The sequence below is a fragment of the Nocardioides aquiterrae genome (assembly GCF_039526625.1).
In the GTDB taxonomy this organism is placed as follows: Bacteria; Actinomycetota; Actinomycetes; order Propionibacteriales; family Nocardioidaceae; genus Nocardioides; species Nocardioides aquiterrae.
This window is the reverse complement of sequence record NZ_BAAAJE010000039.1, coordinates 1-15,854: the sequence shown is the minus strand read 5'-3', so window position 1 is coordinate 15,854 and position 15,854 is coordinate 1. Positions and strand designations below refer to the sequence as shown.

The following is a 15,854-nucleotide window of genomic DNA, read 5'->3' as shown; positions in this document are numbered from 1 at the left end:
CCAGCGTTCGTCCTGAGCCAGGATCAAACTCTCCGTTGAAAACAACACCCAACCAACCCCCCACAAAAGGAGCCAGCCGGAAAAAGAGATGCCTGACAGGAGACACTGACAAGTTGTCAGAATCATTGTCAAAGAAATCCGAAGACATCAACCCACCCAAAGGCAAGGTGTCAGTCAACGGGGCATTACAAACTAATTCGTCGACTATGACACACTGTTGAGTTCTCAAGAATCAGACGCACTCGGGGTTTCGCATTTCTGCGGCCCTCCCGGGGCGACTCGGTAAAACTTAGCGGGTGTAAACTCGGAAGTGCAAATCCGCTTGTTTCCCGCACATCCCGCGCACGCCGATGGACCTCGATTTCGAGGCTTCTTCGTGAAGAGGATGGCCGCTTCGGGGCCGGAGGCCCGACCAGACGGTCTTGCCTCCCGCCGCGCCCTGGCGACCCGGAGAACATTAGGGGGTCTGCGGCCCGAGTTCAAATCGGGCAAACGTGACCCCGGCCACAACCGCGTTTGCGCAGGTCAGAGCAGGTGCACGGCGTCCGCGGCCGCCCGGCACCCGGCGAGCCGCAGCGCGTCGACGGTCTGCCGGAGCAGCTCCCGGTGCAGCGCGGCCACGCCGTCGCGTCCCTCGACCAGTGCCAGGAGCGGCAGCCGGCCGAGGAAGACCGCGTCGGCGCCGAGGGCCAGGGCGGCCAGCACGTCGAGGCCGGTCCGGATCCCGCCGTCGACGTACACCTGGGCCCGCCCACCGATCGCCGCGACCACGTCCGGCAGGCAGCTGGCGGTGGCCGCGGACCGGTCGAGCTGCCGGCCCCCGTGGTTGGAGACCCACACCGCCGCCGCTCCGGCCTGCACGCTGCGCACGGCGTCCTCGGCGCGGAGCACCCCCTTGACCACGACCGGGAGACCGGTCCGGTCGGCGAGCCAGCCGAGGTCGTCGGGACCGAGGTCGAGCGCCTTCTCCGCGCCGGGCAGGTCGTCGTAGCCCGCGTCGAAGTTCACCCGCAGCAGGTCCGGGTCGACCGTCTCCCACACCACGGGCACGTCCGGACCGGCGTACTTGGTGCCGACGACCGGGGTGTCGACCGTGAGCACGACGGCCCGCGCCCCGGCCGCGACGGCGCGCTCGAGCATCGGCTCCGCCAGCGTGCGGTCGGCGGGCAGGTAGGCCTGCAGCCACCAGTGCACGCCGGTCGCCCCGATGTCGGCGAAGGACGTGCCGGCGTTGCTCGAGACGACCAGCACTCCCCCGGCGTCGGCGGTCGCGTGGGCCATCGCCAGCTCACCGTCGGGGTGGACGGCTCGCTGGAGCGTGGTCGGCGCGACGCCGAACGGCAGCTCGGAGCGGTGGCCGAGCAGCGTGACCCCGGGGTCGACGTGCGTGACGTCGTGCAGCACCCGCGGACGGAACCGGATCGCACCCCAGGCGTCGACGGCCTCACCGGCGGTGATCGAGTCGCGAGCGCCCTGCAGGAGGTACTCGACGACGGCGGGCGAGAGGGCGTCGCGGGCGCGCTGTTCCAGGTCGGCGAGCCAGCGCGCCTCCGCGGTCACCGGACCTCGACGCCGGCGAAGCTCTTCTTGCCGCGGCGCAGCACCAGCAGCCGGTCCTCGATCAGGTCGGCGTCGGTCGGCACGTACTCGGGGTCCTCGACGCGCTGGTTGTTCAGGTAGGCGCCGCCCTCGGTCACCGCGCGCCGGGCCTCGCCCTTGCTCTTCACCAGCCCCGTCTCCACGAGCAGGTCCACGATCGTCGGCACGTCGTCCGCGCCGACCGTCACCAGCTCCCGCGCGGTGGCGAGAGCGGCGTGCAGCGTCGACGCACCGACGCCGCGCAGGTCGCCGGTGCCGAACAGGGCGGCGGACGCGGCCTTGATCCGCTTGGTCTCCTCGGCTCCGTGCACCAGCGTGGTGACGTGCTCGGCGAGCGCCCGCTGGCCGGCGCGGAGGAAGGGCTTCTCGGCGTGCTCGGCCTCGAGCGCCTCGATCTCCTCGCGGGAGAGGAACGTGAACACCCGCAGCAGCTCGCCGACCTTCTCGTCCTCGGTGTTGAGCCAGAACTGGTAGAAGGCGTACGGCGACATCATCTCCGGGTCGAGCCACAGGGCACCGCCCTCGGTCTTGCCGTACTTGGTGCCGTCGGCCTTGGTCAGCAGCGGCGTCGCGAACGCGTGTGCCTTGCCGCCGTCGGCCCGGCGGATCAGCTCCACGCCGGCCGTGAGGTTGCCCCACTGGTCGGAGCCGCCGAACTGCAGCGTGACGCCGTGGTCGCGGAAGAGGTTGAGGAAGTCCATCGACTGGAGCAGGACGTAGCTGAACTCGGTGTAGCTGATGCCGGTCTCGAGGCGCCGGCTGACCACGTCGCGCGCCAGCATCCGGTTGACCGGGAAGTGCTTGCCGATGTCTCGGAGGAAGTCGATCGTCGACAGGCTCGCGGTCCAGTCGTAGTTGTTGACCATGGTCGCGGCGTTCTGGCCCTCGAAGGACAGGAACGGCTCGATCTGCCCGCGCACCCGCTCCACCCATTCCTTGACGGTGTCGAGCGAGTTGAGCGTGCGCTCCCCGGAGTCGCGGGGGTCGCCGATCATGCCGGTGGCGCCGCCGACCAGGGCGTACGGCGTGTGGCCGGCGAGCTGGAGCCGCTTGGCGGTGAGCACCTGGACCAGGTGGCCCATGTGGAGGCTGGGCGCGGTCGGGTCGAAGCCCACATAGAACCGGACGCTTCCCTCGGACAGGGCCTCGCGCAGGGCGTCGAGGTCCGTCGAGTGCGCGATCAGGCCGCGCCACTCGAGGTCGTCGAGGAGAGTCGGGTCGACGGTCACGGTGAACCTTTCCGGTGCGGATGTGCGGGTCCAGCCTGCCATGTGCGTCACTGACTAGGCTCGCCGGATTGTGGGAAGGGACGTGGAGTGATCGCAGGCAGGTACGAGATCGGGCGCGAGATCGGGCGCGGCGGCATGGGGGCCGTCTGGCTCGGCCGCGACGACGTGCTCGGCCGCGAGGTAGCGCTCAAGCGGATCGGGATGGCGCCGGGCGGCAGCACGCCGGACCTGGCGCGCGCCGAGCGCGAGGCACGCCTGGCCGCCCGCTTGAACCACCCGCACGTGGTGGCCGTCTACGACCTCGTCACCGACGGCGACGCGCAGTGGCTGGTCATGGAGTACGTCGCGGGCACGACCCTCAGCGCGCTCGTCCAGCGCGAGGGCGGGCTGGCGCCCGAGCGTGCGGCCCCGATCCTGCGACAGGCCGCCGACGCGCTCGCGGCCGCGCACGCGGCCGGCATCGTGCACCGCGACGTGAAGCCGTCGAACATCCTGGTCGCGCCCGACGGCCAGGTGAAGCTGTCCGACTTCGGCATCGCCCGCGCCGAGGCCGACGCCTCGCTCACCCAGACCGGCCTGGTGACCGGCTCGCCGGCGTACCTCTCCCCCGAGGTCGCCTCCGGCCAGCAGGCGACCCCCGCCAGCGACGTGTGGTCGCTCGGCGCGACGCTCTACTTCACGCTCGCCGGCCATCCGCCGTACGACGTCGGCGACAACGTGCTCGGCGCGCTGTACCGGATCGTGCACGAGGACCCGCCGCGCCTCGCCGACGCGGGCTGGCTGGGCCCCCTGCTCGAGTCGACCATGACCGTCGACCCCGCGCACCGCTGGCCGATGGCCCGCGTCCGGGACTACCTCGACGGCCTGCCTGCCGAGCACACCCGGACGCTGGTGGCCCCGGCTCCGCCACCGCCCCCTCCTCCCCCGCCGCCCCCTCCCCTGCCGACCGAGCTGGCGCCGGAGCCGGCCCCGCCGCGGCCGCACCGCCGGCCCCCCGGAGCGCCGGTCGCCGTCCTCGCCGCGGTCGCCGCGATCGTCGTCCTGACCGTGGTCGCCTGGATCGCCGGGTCGACCGGCGGCGGCGACGACCAGCCCCCGGGGCAGAGCGGCTCCCGCACCCCGAAGACCTCCTCGGCACCCTCCACCCCGACGTCGTCGGCGCCGGCGCCGGCCGACGTGACCGCCGACGGGATGGAGAACTTCGTCGAGACCTACCTGGCGACCGTGACGTCGGACCCCAAGTCCGCGTGGGAGATGCTCACGCCGGACTTCCAGGCAGCCAGCGGCAACTTCGGGCAGTACCAGAGGTTCTGGCGGCAGTTCCAGGCCGCCGACGTGCTGACGGCACGGGCCGATCCGGAGAGCAAGCAGATCAGCTACACCGTCGAGTACCTCCGCCGCGACGGCTCGAAGACCCGCGACGACGTGACGCTCACGCTCGACGGCACCGACGGCGACTTCCGCATCGCCGCCGAGAGCTGACTCCGGCCCCCTATCGTGGGGGTAGGAGGTTCGATGGAACTGGCGACCCTGTACCGGGACATCGTCGAGACGTCGCCGGACGCCATCTGGGTGTTCGACCTCGACGGCCGGATCCGCTACGCGAACCCCGCCCTGCGCGAGCTGTTCGGCGCGGGCGACGAGGACATGGCGGACCTCACGGTCTTCGACACCCTCGACGAGCCCGGCCGGGAACAGTTCGCCGCACACCTCGAGATCCTCCGCGGCGGGACGGTGAACGACGGCGAGGTCGAGAGCATGTTCATCCGCCGCGACGGCTCGGCGATCTGGGTGACGCTCAGCGAGGCCTTCCTGAGCACCCAGGACGGCGCCGTCAGGGTCCTGCACCGGATGACCGACTCCAGCGACCGGCACCGCGCCGTCGACGACCTGACGATCAGCCAGCGGCGGCTGGCCGAGGCGCAGCGGATCGCCCGGATCGGCAGCTGGGAGTGGGACGTCGACAAGGACCGGATCTGGGCCTCCGACGAGCTGATCGCCCTGTACGAGCTGGACCCCGCGTCCTTCCCGGCGACCTACGCCGACTTCCTGGAGATCGTCCACCCCGACGACCGGGCCCGGGTCGACGAGGCCGTGCAGGGCGCGGTCCGCGACGGCGGCAGCTTCGTCTTCGTGGCGCGCGTGCAGCGGACCGACGACACCTGGCTCTGGACCCGCGGACGCGGCGTCGCGGCGACCGACGCGTCCGGACGGGTCACCCAGATGTACGGCACGCACCAGGACATCACCGAGACCAAGCAGGCCGAGCTCGCCCTCGAGGACCAGGTCCGGCAGAACACGCTCCTCCAGGCGGTGGCGAGCGCCGCGAACGAGGCGGCCACGCTCCGCGAGGTGCTGGGACAGGCGCGCTCGATGGTGCTGCTGCACGACGGCTGGAAGCGGGGCCGGGCGTTCATGCCGAACGCCGGACGCACCGCGGTCGAGCCGGTCCACCTCACCGAGGCGGACCGCCGCGCCGACGAGCAGACGGCCGACGAGTCGGCGATGGAGCTCGCGCTGGCGAACTGGGCGTTCCGCGAGCGGCGGCCGGTCTGGGACGACCGCCGGCTGACGGTCGCGTTCCCGGTGTCGTACGCCGAGGAGGTCGTTGCGGTGGTGACGATCACGTCGGCGCCGCCGCTGTACCGGTTCGAGCTGATCGAGTCGATGGTCCAGCAGGTCGGGGTGCAGCTCGGCCGGGTCGCCGAGCGCGAGCGCGCCCAGCGCGAGCTCGCGGACGCGCGGGACGGCGCCCTGGCGGCGTCGCGGCAGAAGTCGGAGTTCCTCGCGACCATGAGCCACGAGATCCGGACCCCGCTCAACGGTGTCATCGGCCTCAACGACCTGCTGCTGCGCACCGAGCTCGACGCCGACCAGCTGCGGCTCGCGTCCGGGGTCCAGGTGGCCAGCCGCGCGCTGCTCAGCGTGATCAACGACGTGCTCGACTTCTCCAAGATCGAGGCCGGCAAGCTGGAGCTGGAGCGCCTGGACTTCGAGGTGCGGCCGGTGTTCGACCAGGTGGCGAGCCTGCTGGCCGAGTCCGCGCGCGCCAAGGGCCTGGAGCTGATGGTCTCCTGCCACCCCGAGGTGCCGGAGGTGCTGGCCGGCGACCCGACGCGACTGGCGCAGGTGCTGACCAACCTCGGCTCGAACGCCGTGAAGTTCACGCCCTCGGGCGAGGTGCTGATCCGCGCGACGGCCGAGCCGGCGGACGACGGCCGCACCCGGCTCCGGGTGACGGTCGTGGACACCGGCGTCGGCGTGCTCGAGGGGGACGTCGACACGCTCTTCGAGGCGTTCACGCAGGCCGACGCCTCCACCACCCGGCGGTACGGCGGTACGGGGCTCGGCCTGGCCATCTCGAAGGAGATCGTCGGCGCGCTGGGCGGCGAGATCGGGCTGGAGCCCAACCCGGGCGGGGGCAGCATCTTCTGGTTCACCGCGATCTTCGACGCCCCGGCGGGGCCGGCGGCGGACGCCGACGACGACTGGGCTCGCAGCTGGTTGGCCGGCCGGCACGTGCTGGTCGTCGACGACAACGACCACAACAGGCTGATCCTCCAGGAGCAGCTGGACTGGTGGCGGGTGCGCGCCGCGGCCGCGGCCGACGCCGACGAGGCCGAGCGGATGGTCGCCGAGGCGCGCGCCGCGGGCGACCCGTACGACGCCGTCCTGCTGGACCTGTCGATGCCGGGCCGCGACGGCCTCGACCTCGCGCGCACCCTCGACCCCGGGCTGACGCGCCTGATGCTGACGTCGGCCACCACCCCCGCGGCGGGCCAGCTCGAGGAGGCAGGCATCGCCGCCTGCCTGACCAAGCCGGTGCTCGCCGTGGAGCTGCGCCAGGCGCTGTTGCGCCACCTGGCCGGCGTCGAGCCGCGCCCGTTGCCGGACCAGCCGGCCGCCACCGGCGACGAGGCGTCACACCGGGTGCTGGTGGTCGAGGACAACCCTGTGAACCAGCTCGTCGCGGTCGGGCTCCTCGAGGCGCTCGGCTGCGCGACCGAGACCGCCGACGACGGGGCCTCTGCTCTCGACCTGCTGGCGACCCGCGAGTACGACCTCGTGCTCATGGACGTGCAGATGCCGCGCATGGACGGGTACGCCGCGACGCGGGCGATCCGGGAGCGCGGCCTGACCGTGCCCGTGGTCGCGATGACCGCGGCGGCGGTCGAGGGCGAGCGGGAGCGGTGCCTCGCCGCCGGGATGGACGACTTCCTCACCAAGCCGGTCGATCCCGCCGCGCTCAGCGCGATGCTCGATCAGTGGCTCGGCGAGGGCGACCCGGGCGATCGAGGTAGCGTGCGACCCGTGACCGAAGACCGAGACGACATCGCCGGGTTGGAGCTCGGGCGGCTCGACGAGCTGCGTGACCTCGATCCCGGCAACACCACGTACCTGGACCGGGCGATCGGGAACTTCGTGACCAACACCCCGGGCACGCTGGCGGCCATCAAGGAGGCCGTGGCGGCCGGTGACGCGTCGACGCTCAAGCAGGTCTCCCACAAGCTCGCCGGCGGCGCCCTCAACCTGGGCGTGACGGCGGCGGGCCGCACGGCGCAGGAGATCGAGCTGGCCGCCGACACGGGCTCCACCGAGGGCGCGGTGGAGCTGCTGCCCCGGCTGGAGCAGGCGCTCGAGGAGGGCCGGGCGGCCCTGCTGGCCTACCAGGCGGCGTACTCGCGCTCCTGAGCGGGTACGACGGCGACATGAAGACCATCATCGGCCTCGTCATCGTGATCTGGCTGGTCATCGGGGTCGCCGCGGCCTGGCAGCGCGGCTACTTCGGAAGCGACCGCGAGGTCAGCTGCAAGACGACGGGCGACACCGCACTGACGATCCTCGCCGGGCCGCTCAACTACGCCGGCGCGAACCCGAAGGTCGACTGCAACGTCGACGTCCCGCAGCCCTCGAAGTGACCGGGCCGCTCAGCGCTCGCGCTCGTCCAGGGTGGGCGGCGCGGACTCGTCGAGCGCGCCCTGGTTGCCCACGAACGCCGCGATCGGCGGGATGAGCGCCGCCACCACGCTCATGGCGACCGCTGCGGTCGTCGACCAGAGCCGCACCACGTTCCACGCGAGCAGGATGAGCACCAGGCAGGTACCCATCAGCCAGAAGTAGCGGCGGTGGCGGGTACGGCGGTCCACGCCCCCGACGTTACGCGGCGGCCCGGCGGCGGCCGACGCCGCGCAGCACCAGGCCCACGACCAGGGTCACGATCCCGGCCAGGAACAGGGGCACGGCGACCACGACCGAGATGACCAGCACCCAGCCGACCAGCTCGTCGTCGTCGTACCGGGCCACGGCGACCGGGCCTGGCTCGCCGTCGCCGACGATGTCGATCGTGTACCGGCCGGTGGTCGGCACGTCCAGGTACATGAAGATCTCGTACTCGACGCCGTCGATCTCGACCTTGGTCGTGTCGCTGAAGAAGCTCACGGTGCTCCGCTCGGCGACGACGCCCGGACCGTCGACCGAGACCTCGTCTTCCGAGGCAACGAAGTAGGTGTTGTCGTCGTTCTGCGGGCTGTAGAGCGCCCAGTCGCCGGCGGTCAGGTCCGCGTCGGTGCTCCCCGGCATCTCGAAGACGACGGCGCCGTCGCTGGGCGGGCCCTCGAACGCCTTGTAGACGACCACGCCCACCACGAGCACGACGACCGCCGTCGCCGCCATGACGAGTCCCGTCAGGATGGCGCGCCGCCCCGGGCGACGGGTGCTGGTCATGGCCGGAACGTAGGCCGGCGATCCGCCGGTGCGCGATGGCCCGTCCGGGCCATCGTCGCGGCTCACCAGGGCGGTGGAAGGCTGGGCCCCATGCGCTACACGAAGCTCGGCCGGACCGGCCTGGACGTCTCCGCCATCGTCCTCGGTTGCATGAGCTGGGGCGACCCGGCGCGCGGCGGGCACCCGTGGGTGCTCGGCGAGGAGGCCGCCCGGACGATCATCAAGGACGCGCTGGAGGCCGGCGTGACGGTGTTCGACACCGCCAACGTCTACTCCGGCGGCAGCAGCGAGGAGTTCACCGGGCGCGCGCTGCGCGACTTCGCCCGGCGCGAGGACGTGGTCATCGCCACCAAGGTGCACGGCCGGATGCGCCCCGGGCCGTACGGCGCGGGCCTGTCGCGCAAGGCGATCCTGCACGAGATCGACGAGTCGCTGCGGCGGCTCGGGACCGACTACGTCGACCTGTACCAGATCCATCGCTGGGATCCGGCGGTGCCGATCGAGGAGACGATGGAGGCGCTGCACGACGTGGTCCGCGCGGGCAAGGCGCGCTACCTCGGCGCGTCGTCGATGTGGGCCTGGCAGTTCGCGAAGGCGCAGCATGTCGCGGCGACCAACGGCTGGACGCCGTTCGTCTCGATGCAGAACCACTACAACCTGGTCTACCGCGAGGAGGAGCGGGAGATGCTGCCGCTCTGCGCGGACCAGGGGGTCGGCGTGCTCCCGTGGAGCCCGTTGGCGCGCGGCCGGCTGACCCGCGACTGGGACGAGGAGACCGAACGGTCGGAGACGGACCGGTTCGGGAAGACGCTGTACCGCGAGGAGGACCGCGCCATCGTCGAGGCCGTGGCCCGGGTGGCGTCGCGGCGCGGGGTGTCGCGGGCCCAGGTGGCGCTGGCCTGGCTGCTGCACCAGCCGGTGGTCACCGCGCCGATCGTCGGCGCCACCAAGCCGCAGCACCTGGCGGACGCCGTGGCAGCGGTCGACCTGGAGCTATCGGCCGACGAGCTCGAGGAGCTGTCCGCGGGGTACGTCCCGCACCCGGTGGCCGGCCACGCCTGACGGTTGACATCCACTTACCGTTAGTTTCTACTTACGGTTAGCCATGACGAACGCACAAGCGATGCTGACCGCCCTCGGGGACCCGACCCGGCAGGCGATCCTCGACCAGCTCTCCGACGGCCCGCGCGCCGTGGGCGAGCTGGCCGCGGACCTGCCGGTGAGCCGTCCGGCCGTCTCCCAGCACCTCAAGGTGCTCAAGGAGGTCGGCCTGGTGCTCGACGAGCAGCAGGGGACGCGCCGGCTGTACCGCGTCGACCCGGACGGGCTCGCCGTACTCCGGCGGCACCTGGACGACTTCTGGAAGCGCTCGCTCGGCGCGTTCGAACGACGAACCCGAGGAGACACCGATGACTGAGCAGCCCGGGCAGCCGGCCCCGATCGTCCGGGGCGTGACCGTGGCGGTCCCGCAGGAGCGGGCCTTCGACATCTTCACCGCCGACATGACCTCGTGGTGGCCCGCCGAGCACCACATCGGGTCCGCGCCGATCGCCGAGATCGTCATCGAGCCGCACGCCGGCGGTCGCTGGTACACCCGGCACGAGGACGGCTCGGAGACCTCGACCGGGTACGTCGTCGTCCACGACCGCCCGCACCGGCTGGTCGTGACCTGGCAGATCGGCAGCGACTGGACGTACCACGAGGAGCTCGTGACCACAATCGAGGTGCGCTTCGAGGCCGAAGGCCCCGACCGCACCCGGGTCGAGCTCGAGCACCGCGACCTCGCGGCGTACGCGGACGACGCCGAGACGATGCGCAAGGTCTTCGAGGCCCCGGACGCCTGGACCGCCGTCCTGGAGCGCTTCGCGACCGCGGCCGAGGGGCGCTGAGGCGCGGACGTCCTCTGGCGGAGAGTTCTAGACCGCGGCGGCAGCGCCTCAGGAGCCTCCTCGGCGCGCCGACAGTGTGGGTGTGAGGCAGACCACATAGGAGGACCACCCGATGACCGACACCACGCCCCGCCGCCGGCTGCGCTTCGCCGACCGCTCGATCCGCACCCGCGTCCTCAGCATCGTCGGCGCGGGCGCCGCAGTGGTGCTCGTCGTCGGCGCGTACTCCGCCCACCTGGTCGACTCCGGTGCCGGCCGCGGCGACCAGCTGCTGCGCGCCAATGCCGCGACCGCCGCGGTCGGCGAGGCGGACATGATGCACGACGCGATCCGCGCGGACGTGCTGGAGGTGCTCAGCAGTCCGGACGACCCGGAGGCCGTCGCGGCGGCCACCGCCGCGTACCAGGAGCACGCCGACCTGCTGCGCGCGAGCTTCGACAGCGTCGGCTCGGCCGGGCTCGGGCCCGAGATCGACGCGGCCCGCGCGAAGGTCGCGCCGGTGGTCGACGAGTACCTCGCCGGGGCGGCGGCGTGGTTGGACCGGGCCGCGCGGAACCCCGCGGCGGCGCGCGCCCAGTACCCGGCGTTCCTCGACCGCTTCCACGCCCTCGAGAAGGCGCTGCCCGAGGTCGGCGACGCCGTGGCCGTGTACGCCGCCGACGCGCAGCGCGGCGTGCAAGCCGAGCGCGGTGCCGTCGTCCGCCTGCTCGTGGGCGCCGGCGTGGGCGTCGTCGTCGTCGTGGTCCTCGGGTTGCTGCTCAGCCGGTCGCTGGTCCGGCCCATCCACCGGGTCCGGGCCGTGCTGGACGCGCTCGCCAAGGGCGACCTCACCGTGCACGCGGACGTCGACAGCGCCGACGAGCTGGGCCAGATGGCGGCCGCCCTGGAGCGGGCCACCGAGCGGCTCCGGTCGGCCGTCGGTGACATCGACCGGGCCGCCGGCGAGCTCGCCGGCTCGTCGACCGACCTCTCGGAGGTCGCGGCGCGGATGAGCGAGTCGGCCCGAGGATCCGCCGACACCGCCCGCCAGGTCTCGGCGACCGCCGGCCAGGTGTCGACCCACGTCCAGGCGGTCGCCGCCGGGACCGAGGAGATGTCGGCGTCGATCCGGGAGATCGCCCAGAGCACGGGCAGCGCCTCCACGGTCGCCACCGAGGCCGTGTCGCTCGCCCAGGGCACCACCGAGCTGGTCACCCAGCTCGGTGCGTCCTCGGCCGAGATCAGCAACGTGGTGAAGCTGATCTCCAGCATCGCGGAGCAGACGAACCTGCTGGCCCTGAACGCCACCATCGAGGCCGCACGCGCCGGTGAGGCCGGCAAGGGCTTCGCGGTGGTCGCGGGTGAGGTGAAGGAGCTCGCCGACCAGACCGGCTCGGCGACCGAGGACATCGCGCGCCGGGTCTCGGCGATCCAGCAGGACGCCGTCCGCGCCGTCGAGGCGATCGCCCGGATCTCCGGCGTCATCGACCAGGTCAGCGACTCCCAGGTCGCCATCGCGGCCGCGATCGAGCAGCAGACCGCGACGAGCACCGAGATGAGTCGCGGTGTCTCCGAGGCGGCCACGGGCAGCGCCACGATCGCCGAGACCGTCGACGAGGTCGCCCGGCTGGCCGGGGACACCACCGAGGCGTCCGCCGCCACCCGGTCCGCGGCCGACGGGCTCTCCGCGGTGGCGTACCGGATGCAGGAGCTGGTCGGGCAGTTCCGCTACTGACCCCGCGGGTTCTGGAGCGACACCACCTGGCCGCGAGCGACCGGCTGCACGCGGGTGGGTGCGTCGCGGTCGCGGCAGGCGTCGAGGAAGTCCTCGAGCGGGGACCGGAAGACCGTGTAGTCGTCGTAGTGGATCGGGACCGTGACGCCCGGCCGGACGAGGTCGACGAGGTCGACGCCCTGGTCGCCGTCCATGGTGACCAGCAGGCCGAAGGCGCGGGTGCCGCCGAGGTGGATGACCATCGCGTCGACCGGGCCGCAGCGCTCGGTGACCTCGCGCAGCCACGGGTAGCAGAGCGTGTCGCCGGTGACGTAGACGCGGAACGGCGCCGCGTCGCCCTCCTGGAGCTCGAGCACGCTGCCCATCACCGGCGGGAAGACGCTCTGGAACACCCCCGGCGCGTGCCGGCCCGGCACCGAGGTGACGGTGAGCGAGGCGGACCCGTCGTCGAACGCCGCGGTCTCCCACGTGTCCATGCCGTGCGCGCCGGAGAACCCCCAGGAGGAGAGCTTCCGGCTCGCGGCCGGCGTCGTGAGCACCGTCAGGTCCCGGTCCAGCCGGTCGCGTGCGATCCGGTCGAAGTGGTCGCCGTGCAGGTGCGACAGCAGCACCCCGTCGAGAGCGGGAAGGTCCTCGGGCTGGAGGGACGGCTCGGTGAGCCGCTTCGAGAACAGCCCCTTGCCGAGATAGGCCCGCTGTCCCCGGTGCAGGAAGTTCGGGTCGGTCAGGAGCGTGAACGGTCCGAGCCGCAGCAGCGTGGTCGCCGTACCGACGAACTCCAGGGTCGCGCGCATGCTCCGCAGTGCCCGCCGACAGCATCCGCAAACAGGGTCAGGCCCGCTCCACCTGTGCCGTCGGGCGGCCCAGGGCGTGCCGGCGGTACCACCGCTTCCCGTGGTGGCGCTGGTAGAACCACGTGAACGCCGACAGCGCCCCGCGGTCGTGGAACCAGAACCCGGCGGGGATGTCGTCCACCGGGGTACGCCGCCCGGGCTCGATGTCGGCCACGACGACGCCGGGGCCCTCGGTGCGGTCCCGGCGGGCCAGCACCTCTCCCCCGGCGTCACAGATCACCGCACCCCCCTGGAGCCAGCCGCGATAGGTCAGCGGGCTCCACGGGAGCGGGCACTCGAGCGCTCCCACGTGGGCCGCGTGCACGACCGGGGCGCCGACCACGCGCGCCATCGCCGCCGCCACGCCGGCCGCCGTCCGGGCGTTGCCCTCCTCCATCCGGCGGGTCAGCCACCGGGGGCGCCAGGCGGGGATGCTCCACCAGGCGGAGCCCCCGACGACCAGGTCGACCCGTCGGCGGAGCCGGTGGGCGGTCTGGGTGCGCATGAACTCCCAGCAGACCGCGGCGCCCGCGGTGAGCTCCCCCGCATCGATCACGCCGTCGTCGTCGCCTCCGACGTAGAAGCAGTTCTCCCACATCGTCGGGAGGTCCTTGTCGTGGCGGCCCAGCACGTCGCCGCCGGGGCCCACCAGGAAGAAGGCGTTGCGGTTGTGCCCGTCGGCATCGCGACAGATGAACGAGCCGCCGACCGTGGCGCCGTGCCGCCGCGCGAGCCGCCGCAGCAGGTCGAGAGCAGGCCCCTCGACCGGCAGGGCAGCGTCCGCCATGCGCTCGGCGAACCCCATCCCGGTCGAGAAGAACTCGGGCAGCACGATCCACTCGGCCCCCGCCGCCCCCGCCTCGTCCGCGAGCACCTCGGCCCGGCGGAGGTTCTCCGCCACGTCGCCCAGCACGGGCTCCATCAGCACTGCCGCAACTCGCAAGACCGGCCTTCCGCCGCAGGGGGTGAAGTCCACGAGACCCTATCCATCGGCGGTGGGACGCCTGAGGCCGGTGGGGCGGGTGGGGCTCGAACCCACGACCCAAGGATTATGAGTCCTCTGCTCTGACCGACTGAGCTACCGCCCCGTGTGCTCGGGACACCCTAGTCAGTCGCGGGCGAACGCATCGACGTGGGCGAGCACCAGGTCGGCCAGCTCCCGGTCGCCCTCCACCGTGACGTCCAGCCGGTCGGGGCCCAGGCGGGCGGCGGCGACCCGGCACAGGGCGACGACGTCGGTGACGACCAGGACGTCGGGGTCGGTGGCGGCGGCTGCGCCGTCGAGCGGTACGTCGTAGCAGCCGCCGCCGGGACCGGTCAGCACGAACCGGACGGTGCGGCCGGGGGGCTCGACGCCGCGGTAGGCCAGCGCCAGCGGCAGCGCGTCCATCAGCCGGGACGACATCAGCCGCATCCGCTCGTCGTCGAGGTCGAGCAGCGGCCGGTCGGTCGCCAGGGCGATGTCCATCCCGTGTGCCCACAGCTCGAACGTGCGCATGGTCAGCATCCCGCCGACGGTCACGGCGATGTCGTGGAACGGAACCTGCCGGTCCTGGTCCCCGCGCCGGGCCGCCGCGAGCATCGCCAGGGCGGCCGCGTGCCACCGGGCGACCACCTCGGCGAACGGGAGGTCCGCGAGCTCCGCGACGGTGGCGCGGGTCGCCGCGACGTGGTCGGGCAGGTACGGCGCGTCGCCGTCGGGGTCCAGCCAGCGGAGGTTGAGCCGCTCGACGCCCGCCAGGTGCGCGACCAGGTCCCGCACCCGGCCGTGCTCCTCGTGCGCGCTCCGCGACGCCTCGGCCTCGGACAGGGAGAGCAGCAGGTCGTGGAACTCGTCCAGGGTCCGCTCGAAGGCCTCCGCCGGCGTCACCGCGCGGACCGCGGGCACCGGCCGGCCGGCCGGGCGGCGCGCGAGCGCCGCCGCCAGGACGTCCGAGCGCAGGTCGGGTGGGGGTTCGCTCGCGACCGCCTCGGCCAGCGGCAGGGTCGCCTCGGCGAGCGGCATCGGCCAGGGGCCGAGGCGCAGCTCGGCCTCGACCTGCTCGTCGGGCGTCAGCGCGTCGAGCGCCAGCAGCGCGGCCGGCTCGTCGTCGTACTCGCCCATGCCCGGGTTCCGTTCGTCGGTCATCTACATCGCCGTCCCGTACTCGGTCTCCAGCGACGCCCGCAGCCGCGCCAGCGCCAGCCGCAGCCGCGACTTCGCCGTCCCCTCCGCGATGCCGAGGCGGGCGGCGACCTGCCGGTAGGTCAGGCCCTCGTAGTACGCCAGCCGCAGTGCCTGCCGCTGGTCCGGCGGCAAGGCGTCCACCAGGGCGCAGAGCCGCTGGTCGCGCCAGCGGGCGGCCGCGGCGTCCACGACCTCGGGCTCGGGTCCGTCGGCGAGGTCCGGCGCATCCAGCCGGGTCTCGGCGCGGAGCCGGCGCTCACTGCGGCGTACCTCGTCGACGGCGCGGCGGTGCGCGACGACGACCAGCAGGGCGCGGATCGATCCCCGGGCCAGGTCGACCCGGTCGGGGCGCTCCCACAGGTAGGCGAACACCTCCTGGCAGACCTCGCGGGCCAGCTGCTCGTCGCGGGTCACGCGACGCGCGACCCCGAACACGACCGCCGCGTGCTCGTCGTACAGCGCGGCGAGGGCCGCGCCGTCGCCGGCGGCGATACGCGCGAGCAGCTGCGCCTCGTGCGGGGACGGTCCGCGCGCCGTCATGCGGTCACGGTAGTCCCGGATCAGCCTGGTGGGCACGGAACGGATTCGTCCGGTGCGGGCCGGCGGATCACCGCGGCAGCACGGCGGCCCCGCGGTCTAGGTGTACCCGGCCATCAGGTTGGTCACAGGCGACTGGTCGGGGGTAGCCCGCCGAGTGCG

The 15,854-nt window shown here is 72.9% G+C and carries 15 protein-coding genes and 1 tRNA gene; 7 read left to right on the top strand and 9 right to left on the bottom strand.

All coding sequences use genetic code 11. The annotated features are described in order from the left end of the window. Positions 1-525 precede the first annotated feature (525 nt). Positions 526-1,560, bottom strand: coding sequence for an alpha-hydroxy acid oxidase (locus ABD086_RS25080; RefSeq protein WP_343911390.1), 1,035 nt, complete (start codon positions 1,558-1,560; stop codon positions 526-528). Beyond that, the gene (gene tyrS, locus ABD086_RS25075) at positions 1,557-2,828 is read right to left on the bottom strand and encodes a tyrosine--tRNA ligase (RefSeq protein WP_343911388.1); all 1,272 of its coding nucleotides are present in this window, start codon (positions 2,826-2,828) and stop codon (positions 1,557-1,559) included. Before tyrS ends, ABD086_RS25080 begins: the two co-directional genes overlap by 4 nt. 87 nt (positions 2,829-2,915) lie before the next feature. Here tyrS and ABD086_RS25070 point away from each other — a divergent pair, with 87 nt between their 5' ends. From ABD086_RS25070 to ABD086_RS25060, 3 genes are read left to right on the top strand one after another with little or no spacing between them, the layout of a single operon-like run. Beyond that, positions 2,916-4,310 carry a serine/threonine-protein kinase gene (locus tag ABD086_RS25070; RefSeq protein WP_343911386.1) on the top strand — a complete coding sequence of 465 codons (1,395 nt, stop codon included), beginning with the start codon at positions 2,916-2,918 and terminating at the stop codon, positions 4,308-4,310. A gap of 33 nt (positions 4,311-4,343) precedes the next feature. Beyond that, positions 4,344-7,520 (top strand): response regulator, encoded by a 3,177-nt coding sequence (locus ABD086_RS25065; RefSeq protein ID WP_343911384.1) that lies wholly within the window; start codon positions 4,344-4,346, stop codon positions 7,518-7,520. Positions 7,521-7,537: 17 nt separating this feature from the next. Continuing rightward, complete coding sequence (locus tag ABD086_RS25060; RefSeq protein ID WP_343911382.1) at positions 7,538-7,747, top strand: hypothetical protein; 210 nt, start codon at positions 7,538-7,540, stop codon at positions 7,745-7,747. A gap of 9 nt (positions 7,748-7,756) precedes the next feature. Here ABD086_RS25060 and ABD086_RS25055 read toward each other — a convergent pair whose 3' ends face one another. Beyond that, positions 7,757-7,975 carry a DUF3099 domain-containing protein gene (locus ABD086_RS25055; protein ID WP_343911380.1) on the bottom strand — a complete coding sequence of 73 codons (219 nt, stop codon included), beginning with the start codon at positions 7,973-7,975 and terminating at the stop codon, positions 7,757-7,759. A gap of 10 nt (positions 7,976-7,985) precedes the next feature. Then, complete coding sequence (locus ABD086_RS25050) at positions 7,986-8,552, bottom strand: hypothetical protein (protein ID WP_343911378.1); 567 nt, start codon at positions 8,550-8,552, stop codon at positions 7,986-7,988. Between the two features lie 90 nt (positions 8,553-8,642). Here ABD086_RS25050 and ABD086_RS25045 point away from each other — a divergent pair, with 90 nt between their 5' ends. The 4 genes from ABD086_RS25045 (at position 8,643) to ABD086_RS25030 (ending at position 12,155) form a co-directional block, all read left to right on the top strand. Continuing rightward, positions 8,643-9,614: an aldo/keto reductase gene (locus ABD086_RS25045; RefSeq protein ID WP_343911376.1), complete on the top strand. Its 972-nt coding sequence runs from the start codon at positions 8,643-8,645 to the stop codon at positions 9,612-9,614. Between the two features lie 43 nt (positions 9,615-9,657). After that, entirely contained in the window at positions 9,658-9,969 is a 312-nt protein-coding gene (locus ABD086_RS25040; protein ID WP_343911374.1) for an ArsR/SmtB family transcription factor, read from the top strand. Then, positions 9,962-10,441 carry an SRPBCC family protein gene (locus tag ABD086_RS25035; protein WP_343911372.1) on the top strand — a complete coding sequence of 160 codons (480 nt, stop codon included), beginning with the start codon at positions 9,962-9,964 and terminating at the stop codon, positions 10,439-10,441. The genes ABD086_RS25040 and ABD086_RS25035 overlap by 8 nt, the downstream gene beginning before the upstream one ends. Positions 10,442-10,553: 112 nt before the next feature. Next, positions 10,554-12,155 (top strand): methyl-accepting chemotaxis protein, encoded by a 1,602-nt coding sequence (locus ABD086_RS25030; protein WP_343911369.1) that lies wholly within the window; start codon positions 10,554-10,556, stop codon positions 12,153-12,155. On the opposite strand, the gene ABD086_RS25025 is transcribed toward ABD086_RS25030, so the two are convergent. From ABD086_RS25025 to ABD086_RS25005, 5 genes are all read right to left on the bottom strand, one after another. Further along, a complete protein-coding gene (locus ABD086_RS25025; protein ID WP_343911367.1) occupies positions 12,149-12,949 on the bottom strand; it encodes an MBL fold metallo-hydrolase in 801 nt (266 codons plus the stop codon). The genes ABD086_RS25030 and ABD086_RS25025 overlap by 7 nt on opposite strands. Positions 12,950-12,986: 37 nt before the next feature. Continuing rightward, positions 12,987-13,916, bottom strand: coding sequence for a carbon-nitrogen hydrolase family protein (locus ABD086_RS25020; protein ID WP_343911365.1), 930 nt, complete (start codon positions 13,914-13,916; stop codon positions 12,987-12,989). Between the two features lie 86 nt (positions 13,917-14,002). Next, positions 14,003-14,076 (bottom strand) — tRNA-Ile (locus tag ABD086_RS25015). A 20-nt stretch (positions 14,077-14,096) separates the two neighbouring features. Next, the gene (locus tag ABD086_RS25010; RefSeq protein WP_343911363.1) at positions 14,097-15,116 is read right to left on the bottom strand and encodes a maleylpyruvate isomerase family mycothiol-dependent enzyme; all 1,020 of its coding nucleotides are present in this window, start codon (positions 15,114-15,116) and stop codon (positions 14,097-14,099) included. Beyond that, positions 15,117-15,695, bottom strand: coding sequence for a sigma-70 family RNA polymerase sigma factor (locus ABD086_RS25005; RefSeq protein ID WP_343911361.1), 579 nt, complete (start codon positions 15,693-15,695; stop codon positions 15,117-15,119). Positions 15,696-15,854 lie beyond the last annotated feature (159 nt).

What these genes read in the sequence shown, in the direction of transcription:
- ABD086_RS25065 (WP_343911384.1), top strand. Translation starts at nt 4,344, where the DNA reads ATGGAACTGGCGACCCTGTACCGGGACATCGTCGAGACGTCGCCGGAC.
- ABD086_RS25060 (WP_343911382.1), top strand. Translation starts at nt 7,538, where the DNA reads ATGAAGACCATCATCGGCCTCGTCATCGTGATCTGGCTGGTCATCGGG.
- ABD086_RS25050 (WP_343911378.1), bottom strand. Translation starts at nt 8,552, where the DNA reads ATGACCAGCACCCGTCGCCCGGGGCGGCGCGCCATCCTGACGGGACTC.
- ABD086_RS25045 (WP_343911376.1), top strand. Translation starts at nt 8,643, where the DNA reads ATGCGCTACACGAAGCTCGGCCGGACCGGCCTGGACGTCTCCGCCATC.
- ABD086_RS25040 (WP_343911374.1), top strand. Translation starts at nt 9,658, where the DNA reads ATGACGAACGCACAAGCGATGCTGACCGCCCTCGGGGACCCGACCCGG.
- ABD086_RS25035 (WP_343911372.1), top strand. Translation starts at nt 9,962, where the DNA reads ATGACTGAGCAGCCCGGGCAGCCGGCCCCGATCGTCCGGGGCGTGACC.
- ABD086_RS25030 (WP_343911369.1), top strand. Translation starts at nt 10,554, where the DNA reads ATGACCGACACCACGCCCCGCCGCCGGCTGCGCTTCGCCGACCGCTCG.
- ABD086_RS25025 (WP_343911367.1), bottom strand. Translation starts at nt 12,949, where the DNA reads ATGCGCGCGACCCTGGAGTTCGTCGGTACGGCGACCACGCTGCTGCGG.
- ABD086_RS25010 (WP_343911363.1), bottom strand. Translation starts at nt 15,116, where the DNA reads ATGACCGACGAACGGAACCCGGGCATGGGCGAGTACGACGACGAGCCG.
- ABD086_RS25005 (WP_343911361.1), bottom strand. Translation starts at nt 15,695, where the DNA reads ATGACGGCGCGCGGACCGTCCCCGCACGAGGCGCAGCTGCTCGCGCGT.